10 protein-coding genes are annotated in these 13913 nt (G+C 56.2%); 8 read left to right on the plus strand and 2 right to left on the minus strand.

Annotated features, from left to right (window positions below; translation table 11 throughout):
- Window positions 1-52: 52 nt before the first annotated feature.
- Complete coding sequence (locus R0137_RS10475; protein ID WP_407326373.1) at window positions 53-535, minus strand: asparaginase domain-containing protein; 483 nt, start codon at window positions 533-535, stop codon at window positions 53-55.
- 231 nt (window positions 536-766) lie between these two features.
- Between R0137_RS10475 and R0137_RS10480 the strand changes: the two genes are divergently transcribed.
- From R0137_RS10480 to R0137_RS10495, 4 genes are read left to right on the plus strand one after another with little or no spacing between them, the layout of a single operon-like run.
- Window positions 767-1321, plus strand: coding sequence for a class I SAM-dependent methyltransferase (locus R0137_RS10480; protein WP_407326374.1), 555 nt, complete (start codon window positions 767-769; stop codon window positions 1319-1321).
- Between the two features lie 9 nt (window positions 1322-1330).
- Window positions 1331-3088 (plus strand): autotransporter assembly complex protein TamA, encoded by a 1758-nt coding sequence (locus R0137_RS10485; RefSeq protein ID WP_407326375.1) that lies wholly within the window; start codon window positions 1331-1333, stop codon window positions 3086-3088.
- Complete coding sequence (locus R0137_RS10490) at window positions 3085-6339, plus strand: translocation/assembly module TamB domain-containing protein (protein ID WP_407326376.1); 3255 nt, start codon at window positions 3085-3087, stop codon at window positions 6337-6339. Before R0137_RS10485 ends, R0137_RS10490 begins: the two co-directional genes overlap by 4 nt.
- Window positions 6340-6392: 53 nt before the next feature.
- Window positions 6393-7400, plus strand: coding sequence for a metal-dependent hydrolase (locus R0137_RS10495; RefSeq protein WP_407326377.1), 1008 nt, complete (start codon window positions 6393-6395; stop codon window positions 7398-7400).
- A gap of 25 nt (window positions 7401-7425) precedes the next feature.
- Here the strand turns inward: R0137_RS10495 and R0137_RS10500 are convergent, their stop codons facing one another.
- Window positions 7426-8571, minus strand: coding sequence for a pyridoxal-phosphate-dependent aminotransferase family protein (locus tag R0137_RS10500; protein WP_407330006.1), 1146 nt, complete (start codon window positions 8569-8571; stop codon window positions 7426-7428).
- Window positions 8572-8681: 110 nt separating this feature from the next.
- On the opposite strand from R0137_RS10500, the gene R0137_RS10505 reads away from it, so the two are divergent.
- The 4 genes from R0137_RS10505 to rlmKL are packed head-to-tail and all read left to right on the plus strand — an operon-like array spanning window position 8682 to window position 13750.
- Window positions 8682-9491 (plus strand): hypothetical protein, encoded by an 810-nt coding sequence (locus tag R0137_RS10505; protein ID WP_407326378.1) that lies wholly within the window; start codon window positions 8682-8684, stop codon window positions 9489-9491.
- Window positions 9491-10615, plus strand: a complete 1125-nt coding sequence (locus R0137_RS10510; protein WP_407326379.1) for a hypothetical protein — start codon at window positions 9491-9493, stop codon at window positions 10613-10615. The genes R0137_RS10505 and R0137_RS10510 overlap by 1 nt, the downstream gene beginning before the upstream one ends.
- Before the next feature lie 32 nt (window positions 10616-10647).
- The gene (locus R0137_RS10515; protein WP_407326380.1) at window positions 10648-11562 is read left to right on the plus strand and encodes a multiprotein-bridging factor 1 family protein; all 915 of its coding nucleotides are present in this window, start codon (window positions 10648-10650) and stop codon (window positions 11560-11562) included.
- On the plus strand, window positions 11552-13750 hold the full coding sequence (rlmKL, locus tag R0137_RS10520) for a bifunctional 23S rRNA (guanine(2069)-N(7))-methyltransferase RlmK/23S rRNA (guanine(2445)-N(2))-methyltransferase RlmL (RefSeq protein ID WP_407326381.1): 2199 nt from the start codon (window positions 11552-11554) through the stop codon (window positions 13748-13750). The genes R0137_RS10515 and rlmKL overlap by 11 nt, the downstream gene beginning before the upstream one ends.
- The last annotated feature ends 163 nt before the right edge of the window (window positions 13751-13913 follow it).

The raw sequence follows: 13913 nt of genomic DNA on the forward strand, positions 1-13913 counted from the left end.
GATGCGGCCTGTTAAGGGCCGTTACGAAGGGTATTTACCTAGAAAGATCGCCCTAAACAGCTTCGAATCGATTGGCTTCGACGTTTTTTCGGACCTTATCGATTTCGAAGAGCTGACCGTTCATCGCAATATAGACTCCCGGCGATGCTGCCTGAAGAGCGCCAATCGCACAGCCGATATTGAATATGGCATCAGATCCTTTAAATGCGGCGGGCTGCAGCGCGCCGGTTAACACGATGGTCTTTCCAGTGATGCTTTTCAGCTCCAGACCTGTGCGAACCATGCCGTCGGTCCCGTGTGTGATCAACACCTGCTGCGCAGAGCAACGTTCTGCTAGGTCGTAAATCTGTGCGCGATCTTCGTCTGTAAGTTCGAGGCTGTCTTTTCGCATAGCGGACTCGACGGTATAGGGAAACTGGGCCCCCATACTTTCAAGCAGTTCGCCGATTACGGGATCCCCGACTTGGTAATCACTTTTGGCATCAAAGTAGATTTTGTCGATGGTGCCGCCGGTAGTGATGATGTGAAGATTCATAGTGGGCCTGAGCCTGCTGAGCTGAGGACGAATCCTGCTACAAGCGTGCGCCGCTGTCGAGACTCGATTTAGTTTCATTGCATCATTTGGCGTAGCACGCATCTGTCGTCGCATGCTGCTTATAATATGGCTTCAAAGAGATGGGCAACCGCGGGAAGTAAAAATATGGGCCTTTATGATCGGCATGTGCTGCCTCACTTCATCAACTGTGCTTGCGGGAGCAAGCCCATAATGAAGCAACGGGAGAAGGTGGTACCCCGAGCCTCGGGGACGGTGCTAGAGATAGGCATTGGAACCGGCTTGAACCTTCCTTACTACGATAGTTCAAAGGTCGATCGGCTCATTGGTTTAGACCCTTCGGAGGCCTCCTGGGAGCTGGCGAAATCCCGTGCTGAGAACATCGGCTTTCCTATTGAGTTTATAGGTCTGCCCGGAGAAGAAATTCCACTGGACGATGATAGCGTCGATACGATTGTCATGACCTATAGCTTGTGCACTATTCCTGATCCTGTAGCCGCCCTCCAGGGGATGGCTCGGGTGCTGCGACCCGGGGGTGTGATGCACTTTGCGGAACACGGACGCGCCCCAGACGAGCCGGTACGTCGTTGGCAGAACCGTTTGAACGGGTTTTGGGGCCTTATTGCTGGCGGCTGCCATCTCAATAGAGACATTCCTGCTTTGCTTTCTGAGGGTGGGTTTCAGAGCGCTGACCAGGAAAGTATGTATCTTCCAAGTACTCCGCGATTTGCTGGTTTCAACGTGTGGGGCAGTGCGAGCGCAGGTTGAATTCAGCGCATGAGCATTGTGTTGCGCATCGCATTTCCCGCGGTTTTTTGCTTTTGCTTCGCAGCGACAGCGCCTGCAGCTGAGGGACTTCGCTATCGCGTTGAGGGCGTAGGCAAAGAAGCCCGGGAGAATATCCGCGCCTACCTTGGCGTCTCCCCTGCGGAAGAAAACGCGGTAGAGCGGTTTCTGAGTACCGCTCCGTTGTTAACCGCTGAGGCTTTAGAAGCTCTCGGCTTCTATGACCACAGCATCGAACTTGAGGTGGATCGCAGTGATAACCCCTGGAGGGCCACTCTCAAAATAGAAGCGGGTGACGCGCTTCGTTACACCGATGTGTCCGTGCAACTTACCGGCGAGGGGAGAGACGACGAACGTCTGCAGGAAATCGCTGCTACTCGATCCCCCAAGGTGGGTGATGCTCTTCACCATGGACGTTACGAGACGCTGAAACGTGAGTTGCTTCAGGCCGCTCGTCGACGAGGATACTTTGACGCCGCGTTTACGGAAAATCGTGTTGATCTGGATGTAGGTCGCAAGCAGGCGACGATGTCCCTTGTGTTTGATGCGGGTGCTCGTTACGAGTTCGGTGCCATCACTGTTGACGAGACGCTCATTGATCCAGCGCTCCTTGAGCGGTTGCTACCCTTCGAGCCCGGAGCGCCCTACGAGCAAAAGCTATTGCTTGAGCTCCGCCAGCGTCTTTTGCGCCTTGGCTACTTTGGCAGTGTCACGGTGTTACCCGATCTACCGGATCGCAGCTTTCCCGCAGTGCCTATACGCGTCGCTGTGACCACTGCTCCGCGACACAGTTATGAAGTTGGCGTGGGATTTAGCACCGATACGCGTCAGCGTCTCTCGCTTACCTGGCAGAGTCCCCGTCTCAACCGCTGGGGCCACAGTCAAGAGACTGCGCTTCGCTGGTCCCCGGTGAACCCTCAGGCACGAGTGACCTACAGCATTCCTTTGGATGATCCTGCGAACGATGTTTTACAGCTGATAGGCCGCTTGGAAGACAACGAGTTTGGCGATCTTGAAAGCGAACAGCGTGAATTTAGAGTGCGTAGGGAGCGTACAAAAGCGGGAACGGTGCGCAGCGTTCAGTTGCGCGCTCTGAACGAACGTTGGGGTGTTCTCAGCGATGACTTTGACGCCAGGTTTTTACTCGCAGGAGCGAGTGTTTCATCGCGCTATCGACGCGGAGATGTCGTTGATCCCAGTCGCGGTGTTAGCCAGTTTTACAGCATCGAGGGTGCATCGGCAGACGTGGGTTCCGATGAAGATCTTGTGAGGCTTTACGGCAGTGTTACCGGCCTGAGAACACTGGGGGAGCGGTGGCGCGTAGTTGGGCGGGTTGAGGCGGGAGTGCTGTGGACCAGTTCAGATGATGCGCAAGATTTACCGCCGTCCCTCGCGTTTTTTGCGGGAGGGGATAACAGCATCAGGGGCTTTGGCTATCAGTCCGTGGGCAGGGAGGTCACCGTAGAAGATATTCCCACGCTTCGGAATGATCGTCTTGTTGTGGGTGGTACTCGTCTGCTGACCGGAACCTTCGAATTGCAGCGATACTTCAGCGAGCGGTGGCGTGGAGCGCTTTTTGTCGACGCCGGAGATGCTTTTGACAGCGGAGATTTTGAGACCAACGTCGGTGTTGGTCTAGGTATTCATTACCTGTCTCCGGTTGGGGCGCTGCGCCTTGAACTTGCCAACCCGGTGTCTGAAAGCGGCGGTTCCTGGCGTGTGCACGTCAACATCGGAGCAGAGTTTTGAGAAGGCGACTGCTTCGATATCTTGCCATGGGCCTGCTTCTGCTCACTCCTCTGCTGCCTGTTTGGCTGCTAGGGAGCAGTACCGGACTCCGTTGGATGCTGGGCCAGCTGGAGACGCGATTGCCCGTCCAGGTTCAAAATCCCGCGGGCTCCCTGTGGGCGGGAGTCTCTTTTGGCTCCCTACGCTACAGCGATGAGGCTGTATCCATTAAGCTGGAAAACGCCTATCTCCGAGTTAACTGGGCGTGCGCGCTTCGCAGCATCGTGTGCATCCGCGAGGCAGAAGTAGAGACCCTATCTGTGGATCTCGGTAGCCCAGCTAATGACGACTCGCCTCCCTTGACTGCGCCCTTGCCTTGGCTTCCGGTGTCCTTGGATATCGAGACCCTTAGTGTCGATGAATTGCTCCTGAGTTCTGCTGGCCGGCGTAGCGAGAATGGGGACGATGAAGAGTCGGGTTTTGCTGAGCGCTTCACCGACCTCAAGCTGTCTGGAGAGCTTGGGCGTCAAAGGGCTCTGGTCACACAGCTATCTGGCGTTCACCGACTGCTGGATTGGAACGGCGGCGGCTTCCTGAGTATCTACGGTGCTTGGGAGTTAGTGCTGAACCTTGTGGTCGATACAGCAGAGATTTCGTCATGGCCCGCGGGTCTAGGCGACAGCTACAGCCTAGACCTTAGCGGCAACTTGAGCTCTCTTGCTGGCGTCGGTCGCGCATCCGATAACTCCACGGTGCTGTCGGTCGATATTGACCGCTTGCCCTCTGAGTCGGTGGCAGTGGTCGGGTCTCTGGATGGCTTGCTCAACCTCGCACCGCAGTTAGCTAGCTATCCTGCTATCGCCATGAGCGGGCCTCTCGCGTTTGAATTGCAAGTCACGGATGCGCAGAATCTGGACGTGCTTTTCAGGCAGCAAATATCTGGATTTGCTGACGCGCCTCAGTGGCTGAGTGTGGATCTTCAGCAAGTCGCAGAAGTATGGGAGCTGCGAGAGGGCGTCCTTGGGAATGCAGCGCAGCCTTTGCTGCACGTCTCTGGGCCCCTTGGCTCTTTGACGTCGCTGACGCCGGAGCTTCAGCTGGTGGTGGATCACTTGGCTGTTCCCCTTGAGCTAGGTCAGCCTGAAACGCTTGTCTCCGGGGCTGTAGAGCTCACTTTTGCCGTCGCGGATTTTCTCGGTAGCTACTCTCTCGCCACCGAAGGACTAGATGTAGAGCAGGGCGACGTTCAGTGGTCTTTGGAAGGCAATGTTCGAGCGAGCGAAGTCCCTATGCTACCTACGGGAGAGCTAGCGGGTTCGCGGGAAGCATTAGCTTTTTCTTACCGGCGTTCCGATCTTGTGGGAGCCCCCGCGATCCTTGAGCTACCCGAGGGGCTGCCTGGCGGAGAACTCACCGTATCCGCTCTGAAGGCCAGGATAACCCCCGGAGACACCACGGAACTTGACCTGAGAGCGGAAGGGGATTTGAGGGGCGATCTGAATCTGCTCATGGAGAAAACTGCGGCGGGAGTGGATTTTAGGCTTGAGCCTTTCGTGGTTTATCTGCGCGACGAAGCCATCCACTCTAAAGAGCTAGTGCAAGGCAATTGGAACGCTGATGCTGCCGCGATAAATCTGGAAGCGTTTTGCTTGCAGTGGCGAATAAACACGGCCTGTGCTGATGGCGCGTCTCTCGGACAAAGCGGCATGCTCGGGCTGGCTGTTCAAATCAATGAAGAGCTGCAAGGGGCAGTTTCCCAAAAGCCGTTTTCCCTGCAGGCCAAAGGAGCCGGAACAGTAACGGTCGCTTGGCTGGATGGAGAGCTTGAAGATGCCGCCTTTGATGTGGACTTTGATGTTCTATCTATCGACCCCTATCTTCACGAGGGAACCGCTAACCCCATCCAATGGGAGCATGCTAGAGCCGCTGGCGAGATTAAAGGTAACAATAAGAGCTTGACGATGAATCTGCGCTCGAGCCGCGTTGGCGGACTGTACTTTGACGTGAACGAATCCGGTGAAAGCCTCGCGGGTGCGCTGAAAACCGACGGATTGGACCTTGCCGCCCTAGACGATCTTCTCCCGGAGTGGACCCTCCGCAGCGGCAATATCGAGGCAGACTTGACCGTCGAAGGCTCGCGGGAAAGCCCGCAGGTTTTTGGTCAAGTTGTTCTGGATGACGCTGCTGCACGCCACCCGGATATCGATACTGTGCTCTCTGAAGTCCGGCTGAATATTAATGCGGTCGGCGAAGGTTTCACCGTAGACGCTCAAGGTAAGCTCGGTGGGGCACCGCTGTCGCTCACTGGTGTTTGCTGCGATGAAGACGCGTTAGTTGCGGACCTTGAAGGCGCAAGGAACGCGTTTCGGCTTGCGTCTATGGGGGTTGAGGCAACGGTATCTCCTGATCTAAGTCTTCTGCTGACACGAGACAGCGTCACAATCGACGGGCAGGTTACGGTGCACAAAGGTGTTTTGGAGCATTCAGGCCCTGCTGATGAAGCTGTTGCGCTGTCCAGCGATTTTCATCGTCTTGATCTGCCTCAGTCACCCCCCCGCCGTTTTGACGTAGTCCTTGATCTAAGAGCGCTCATTGAGCCAGGGTTCACCTTGCGCTCTAAAGAGATCGAAGCGACTTTAGCCGGCGATTTGAGCGTTAATCTACAGCCGGACACGCCGCCATCGCTGTACGGTGACCTGCAAGTGCTCGGTGGCGAGCTACGCGCCTATGGTCAGGTGCTGCGCTTGACCGAGGGCAGCGTGGGTTTTGTGGGTGACCCGGTAAATCCCGCATTGAATCTTAGTGCCGAGCGACGTATTCGCGCCGAGGATCTGCGGGTGGGGTTTCACGTTCGAGGTAGTCTGGAGGAGCCGGTGTTTGAGATCTTCTCCGATCCTGTCCGTTCAGAACGAGATACCCTGTCGTATCTCTTGAGAGGTCGCGGGCCAGACGCGGGAGCGTCTGTGGACGGCACGGCAATGGCCCTATCTTTGGGCGCCTCAGCCATTAACCAATCCGGTGCACTGGAATCGTTAAACTCTATCCCGGGCTTGTCGGGCGTAGCGCTCGGCGCTGAAGGCAGTGACGATGATATGGCAGCGACTATCAGCGCTTACGTGGGCGAGCGTCTTTATCTGAGCTACGGTGTGGGTATTTATGAGCCTGTGAACGCGCTAACGGCTCGCTTATACCTCCGCTCGAGATTGTGGTTGGAAGTGGTGAGCCGCTTGGAAAGCTCTTTCGACCTCTACTATCGATTTGATATTGATTAAGGAGTACCAGTGATCATCGAGTCTCTGTTTAGAACAGCTGTCGCGAGTTTTTCGTGGACCCGGTAACGCAGGGCACTTTGGGGGCGGCTTTGCCGCAATCGCTGGCCCGCAGCGAGCGTATGGGACTGGCGATGCTCTGCGGGATTGCCGGGGGTATGGCGCCGGACCTGGATGTACTGATTCGTTCGGCGAACGACCCATTGCTCTTTCTGGAATACCACCGGCAGTTTACCCACTCCCTCATTTTTATACCCGTGGGAGCGGCCATCGTTGCCTTAGCGCTTTGGGGGACTCTCGGGCGGCGCATTGGATGGTCCTTTCGCGACATCTACGTGTTTACTGGCTTGGGCTACGCCACCCATGCGCTTCTTGATGCCTGTACCAGCTACGGTACTTTGCTGTTTTGGCCTTTTTCCGATCAGCGCTTCGCCTGGAATAACGTGTCGATTATTGACCCCTTATTGACTCTACCGTTAATCATTCTTGTTGTAGCTTCGCGTATACGGCGTCGCCGCTGGCCTGCGGTGCTGGGTATGTTCTGGGTGCTTGGCTATCTCTCAATGGGTGTGATCGCCAGAGATGTCGCAGAGGAGGAGGGTCGACGGCTTGCAGATTGTCGAGGGCATACTCCTGCCCTGGTGGAGGCTAAGCCGAGTTTTGCAAATCTCTTGTTGTGGAAGACGATCTATCGGGAGGCGGGCAGTTACTACGTCGATGCTGTTCGACTGGGCTCCGAGCCGGTGGTTTATACCGGTTCCACCGTGCCTGTTCTTGATCTGTCTCGCGACTTTCCCTGGCTTGAGCAAGGCTCGCTGCAGGCGCGCGATGTCGAACGCTTCCGCTGGTTTAGCATGGACTATCTCGCAGCGGACCCGCGTTTTCCCGATCGCATTATGGATGTCCGCTACTCATTACTCCCCAATGAAATTGGATCCCTGTGGAGTATCCAGCTGAACCCGGACGCGCAGGACACTAAGCACGTTGACTATGTAGTGAGTCGCGAGCGCGGCCCCGGTACCTTCCAGCGGCTTTGGACGATGATCCGGGGACGTCCTCTCTGAGAAGCGCTCTCGAGCTTCGGTTAGTTCATAGGGACTGGTAAAAGTCTGTCGCTGCTTGAACCGCGGCGCCGCTCTCAAGAGAAAATTTCTCAGCTTTGAGTGCGGTTTCCAAGGCATTGAGACAAAGGATAACGTTGCGTTCACGGCTCGCATGACCCATAAGGCCGATTCTCCAGGTCTTGCCTGCCAGCGCGCCGAGCCCGGCGCCAATCTCCAGGTCGAAGTCGCGTAGCAGCCGACTACGGACCTGTGCGTCGTCAACACCCTCGGGAATGCAAACGGAGTTCAGCTGCGGCAGGCGCCATGCTTCAGCTACAGCCATTTTGAGTCCCATGGCCTCCAACCCAGCCACGAGTGCCCGGTGGTTTCTGCTGTGACGGCTGATAGCGTTTTCGAGGCCTTCTTCTTTCAGAATGACCAAGGTCTCGTGGAGTGCATATAAGGCGTTGACGGGCGCCGTGTGGTGGTAGGCGCGTTTGCTGTCTCCGCCCCAGTAGCCCATAACCAGCTGCATATCCAGGAACCAGCTTTGCACTTTATGGTTCCGCGCTTGAATGCGTTCTACCGCTCGAGGGCTGAATGTCACCGGCGAGATTCCCGGCACGCAGGAAAGGCACTTTTGTGAGCCGGAGTAGACAGCGTCAGCCCCCCAGTCATCTACTTTAAGCTGGATGCCTCCAAGCGAGGTAACAGTGTCCATGATGACGAGAGTGTCGTGCTCGTGACCGAGCTTACACAGCGCAGCGCCATCACTACGGGTCCCCGTGGAGGTTTCCGCGTGCACAAAAGCTAGCACTGAAGCTTCTGGATGCTCCTTGAGGGCGGCTTCGACTTTTTGAGGGTCTACCGGTTTCCCCCAATCGTCCTCAACCATGATCGCCGTAGCGCCGCAGCGCTCTACGTTTTCGCGCATGCGGCCGCCAAAAACGCCGTTCTGACAAACGATTGCAGTGTCGCCCGGTGACAGAAGATTCACAAAGCAGGCCTCCATACCTGCCGATCCCGGCGCAGATATAGGGAGTGTGAGTTCGTTGCTAGTCTGGAAGGCGTACTGAAGCAGCTCTTTGATTTCATCCATCAGCGCAACGAACAGAGGATCCAGATGTCCAATGGTGGGGCGTGCGAGGGACGCGAGCACGCGAGGGGCTACATCCGAGGGGCCAGGGCCCATAAGCGTGCGTTGTGGTGGAAAAAAACTTTGTGTCACTGTGTAACTCCGAATGCTCAAAATGTTGTGCAATTGCTGTGTCTGGGACGTTCCAGCGCGGCGGGAGTATACCTTTGTCCAAGACAGCTGGCACCGTTGCCCTTGTTGATGACGAGTCGCTGTGTCAGCATCCGTTCTCTCGCACTGAGCGCGAGTCACTACCTCTAATACTCCGGATATCCATGTTTCGTCTTACGATGTTTCGCGCCTGCCGCTTTCTTCTACTGCAATTTCTGGCGCTGCTCCTGGTCGCAGGTGTCGTCGCCTGCGCGGATCAGCCCGTGGTGCAGGAGGTTGCGTCAGATCCCGTAGATATGTCCGGGAACTGGGAGCTCGACTATGCGCGTAGCGATAATCTCCAGGCACAGTTTAATTCGACGATGCGTGGTCTCCGTGCTCAGGCGGCCCGAAATACTAACGAGCGGGGTCGCAACACGGTAGGCACGCCACCAACATCCTCTCAGGAGAGGATTGTGGGAATGGCGCGAATGGCCGAAATGATCACCGAATCTCAGTTACTGGAGATCGAGCAGAGTCGCGTGGCAATCCGAGTTGAGCGAGAAGGCAATTTTTCCCTGAGTTGCGACTATGGTCCCGATGCACCGGTGCAAGTCGATTACGGTTTGGGTAGCGAACGCTGTTTCTGGGATGGCCAACAACTGGTGTTTCAGATACGCCTTCCTGATGGCCTGGATATCGTGCATCGCTTGTCAGTGGCGGAGTCTGGGCAAACGCTGGCGATTGTGACCAGTCTTTTTTCTCGCGGAGTATCCGAACCGTTCTCTATACGTCGGGTCTACCGACGCTTCGTTCCCGGTAGCAACGGATATCGCTGCACCGAGACCCTAACCCGAGGCCGTGTATGCACCACGGAATCCCAGTAATGAATCGCTTGTGGATTACTGCGCTTTTGCTGCTGTTTTTTTTACAGGGCTGCAGCAACAATCGAGGTGTGCCCGAAGCGCCGCCGGAGCCTGAGCCCCTTGCACCGCCTGTGGGTACTGTGCGTTTACAGACGGCAAGTTCGACCGCGCTACCTCTGGACGTGGGTATAACGGTGTTCGATCAGGGGCTCGACAATCGCCAACAAAGTGGGCGGGTGTTTCCCACCGTGCGCAAAGCAGAATCGCTATTGATACCGGTAACGCTGTCGACTTTTTTGGAGGACAGTGGTGCCTGGGGAGCAGTGCGCGTAGTCCATTCCAGTGACGTGTTCATGCCGATGCTTATCGAGGGCGAGATCCTGAGGGCGGATGGCGAGGTACTCGAATTGCAGCTTCGGGCGCGAGGTGCAGATGGCAGCTTGTTCCTTGACAAAATTTATCGTGATGAAGCGGGTGACAGCGACTATCCCGTGGCCGCGGGGAAAGAGCCTTTCGGTGATATCTATCGGGCGATCAGCAACGATCTACTGGTAGTCGCTAGTGCTTTGAACGAAGGGCGAAGGCAGACCCTGCAGCGTCTGGCACTTATGCGTTTTGCAGCGGGTTTGTCACCTGCGACTTTCGATCGCTTTGTGGGACGTACAGACGAGGGTAACTACTCCTTGGTGAGTTTTCCTGCAGACGGCGATCCGATGCTCCTGCGATTATCTCGGGTGCGGCGTCAGGATGATTTGTTTATCGACGCTGTCGACGAGCAGTACACCGATTTGCGGGGCGATGTAGAAGATAGTTATGCCCTATGGAGAGAATACAATTACCAGCTTCAGCGTTTTGGTGACGACTATCGAAGCACCGCATCCGAGCGAAAATCCAGCGCCCGTCGGGGGTCTTACGCGGCGATGCAGCAGGTATACGCGAGCTACCGAAAAGTGAAGATTCAGGAAGAGGACCTGCGTGAGATCGTAAAGGGCTTTTCTGGCGAGTCACTGGAAACAGTATTGGAGGTCGACGATGGCGTGTTTCGTTTAAGCGGCAGCGTTCAGGATCGATATTCGCAGTGGCGGCAAATACTCACACGCATTAATGCACTGGAGACTGGGGGTCAGCTTCCGCCCAGTCGCTAGGGCCTGACCGGCACCTGCGTTATGCTCTCACTGTGAAAAACGATCCCAGAGACAAATATTCTCGAGCCGGTGGCGATGATCCCGCTACGGGAACTGATGGCAGCCGCTCATCCCTGATCGATACGCTTATTAAACGAGCTGGGAAGGTTGCCGGCGGCACACTGGATCTTGCTGTCGACGTAGCGACGATGAGCGCCATGTTTGGAGACTCCTGGGTTCGCGACCTTCTGCTCAATGGTGCGTCCCCAGAGCGTTTGGAGGCGATGGCGGAAGCAGGGCGCTTTCTCCGTGATGCTCGTGAAATGGCTGGCCTGACTGTTTCTGAACTCTCGGATCGTCTGGATCTGGGTGATCAGTCTGTGCTCGAAGGTGTCGAGCGAGGCGAGTCCATACTGCCTCTGGAGCTGATGCTGCGCACCGCTTCGCTCCTTGCACGCCACGACCCGGTTCCTTTTCTGATCAAATTTTTGCGTAGTTACAACCCGCAGCTGGAAGCGACCCTTGAGCAGTGGGGTGTCATGGCATTGCCCCGTAACTTCGAGCGGGAGCGTCGCTTTGTTAACCTCTATCGCCAGCACGACTTCCTTAGAGATCTAAGCGACGACGGGTACCAGCGCTTCATCGAGTACATGGATTCCTCTACGCAGTTGGTGGTGGACGTCATGGAGCGGGAAGCGTCGGCGAATGTCAGCGAAGGTAGCGGGAACGCAGGCTCAAAAGCCAGAGCTAAAGCGAAAGCGAAAGCCAACCCCGCGACCGCCAAGCAAAAGGCAAAGCCTCGCCCCAGGGCTAAAGCTCAAAGCAAGGCTTCCGTCGCTGCCCCAAGCGCCACCCCAGCCAATAAGCCTGTGAGGGCGAGGTCCACCAAGGCAAAAACAAAAACAAAAACTCCGCCCGCAGCAAAGCCCGTGGTGCGCAAAGTGAAGCCTCGTAACAGTGATCGCTGACACGCCCCAACCATGGCTGGCCACCTGTCCACGTGCATTGCCGCCGATTTTGGCTAAAGAGCTTGAAGCACTTGGGGCTACGGATCTTCGGGAACAGCAGGCCGGTGTTAGCTTCGTTGGTACGCGGGCCGTCATGTATCGGGCTTGTTTGTGGTCTCGCACAGCTACACGCGTATTGATGCCGGTGGGTGATGGACCCGCCAGTGATGCGGATGCTCTGTACGAAACACTGTGTGGTTTGCCCTGGCCCGAGTTGTTGCAAGAGGGCCGAAGTGTTGCGGTTACTTTTCATGGCACCAACAGCGAAATTCGCAACACACGTTTTGGCGCGCAGCGAAGTAAGGATGCCATCGTAGACGTGTATCGTGCCGCGAGCCTAACGCCACCGAAGATCAGCCTGGAGAATCCTGATCTGCAGATCGTCGTTCGCTTACATCGTGACCGGATAGATGTGGCTCTGGATATGGTGGGCGAGAGCCTTCATCGTCGTGGTTACCGTCGTGCGTCAGGGGACGCGCCGCTGAAGGAAAATCTGGCAGCGGCCTTATTGTTAAGAGCTGACTGGCCGCGCCTTGCGAGCGAAGGCGCGGCTCTTGTGGATCCCATGTGCGGCTCGGCCACATTGCTTTTGGAGGGCGCGCAGATAGCCGCGGATCAGGCACCGGCCCTAGGTAGATCAAGCTTTGGGTTTATGGCGTGGTCGGGACACGACGATGAGCAGTGGCGAGCGATTCAAAGCGAGGCACGGGGTAGGGCAGAGCGTGGACTCGCTCAAGGATTACCGGAGATTCGCGGTTACGATGCAGACCCCAAGGTGATCAGGCGTGCCGAGGAAAACATTAGCGCTGCGGGCCTTGCTAAGTGGGTCCGGGTGAGCGTCAAGGCGCTCGGAGAGGTGCGCAAACCAACGCATATCGCTCTGCCTAAGGGTTTGCTCATCACCAATCCCCCTTACGGTGAACGCATTGGGCGAAAAGACAGCCTGCCCCAGCTGTATCGGCATCTCGGCGAGCTGCTCAATCGCGAGTTCAATGGCTGGCAGGCCGCTATTCTCGCGGGTGACCGGGAGCATGGGCGCTCTTTGGGGCTGCGCAGTCATCGTCAGTACCAGCTGTTCAACGGACGCTTGCCGGTGACGCTCCTGCTTATCGATCTCGAGGGGAACAGGCTCACTGACGAGCATGCCGGTGCCAGGGAGCGGGAAGCTCCAGCGGTAGCGGAAGAGAAAGCAAATCTGGTCCTCAGCCCTGGCGCAGAAATGTTCGCCAATCGCGTGCGCAAGAACCAGCGCAAATTAGCATCCTGGCTAAAGCGTAGTGGCAATGAATGCTATCGCCTGTATGACGCGGACATTCCGGAGTATGCCGTCGCCATTGATCGCTATGGTGAGTATCTGCATGTCGCCGAGTACAAGGCGCCAGCACAAATCAGTGAGGAAGCCGCGGCGCAGCGCCTCGCAGATATTCGCCTGAGCTTGCCCGAGGCTACGGGTACAACCGCGGACAAGATCGTATTTAAGCAGCGCGAGCGCCAGCGAGGTAAGTCCCAGTATCAGGTACGCGGCGACGCAGGCGAGATGCTCTCGGTGCGTGAGGGGAATGCAAAACTCCTCGTCAATCTCCATGACTATTTGGACACAGGCTTGTTTCTCGATCATCGTCCGCTACGTCTGCGTATAGCGGCTGAGGCAAAAGGACTGCGGTTTCTTAACCTGTACTGCTACACGGGATCGGCGACGGTTCATGCCGCGCTCGCGGGCGCGCGCGAAACCGTGAGTGTCGATTTATCAAACAGCTATCTGGCCTGGCTGGGGCAAAATTTGGCGCACAACGGGCTCGCTGAAACTCGAAATCACCTCCAACGCGCTGATGTCATGCAATGGTTGCGTGAGGGTGACGATCTTTTTGACTTAATCCTGCTTGATCCTCCTTCGTTTTCGAACTCTCGAAAGGTGCCTGGTAGCTTTGACGTGCAGCGGGACCACGGTGGCCTCTTGAATCTCGCGATGACGCGCTTAGCGCCCAGCGGAGTTCTATATTTTTCCAATAATCGGCGAAAGTTCCGGCTCGATACAGATGTCAGTGAGCGCTTCGCCGTGAAGGACATCACCAAGCGCACTTTGGACCCCGATTTCCAGCGACAGCCGGTGCCGCATCAGTGTTGGGAATTCCGCCATGAGGCGCCTTGAAAGGTGTTATTTGGCGAGAAAAAATAAAGTTATCCACAGCGCTTGCAAAAAATTCTGACAATGTGATAGCGCCGCCATCACCAATAATCGGTGTTATTAATGTTTTCTAAGTAATTGAAAAATATGCAGATATAATATGGCTTTGATGTTGGCGAGGAAAATC

Origin of the sequence: Congregibacter brevis (assembly GCF_045689245.1) — a bacterium.
Lineage (GTDB): Bacteria > Pseudomonadota > Gammaproteobacteria > Pseudomonadales > Halieaceae > Congregibacter > Congregibacter brevis.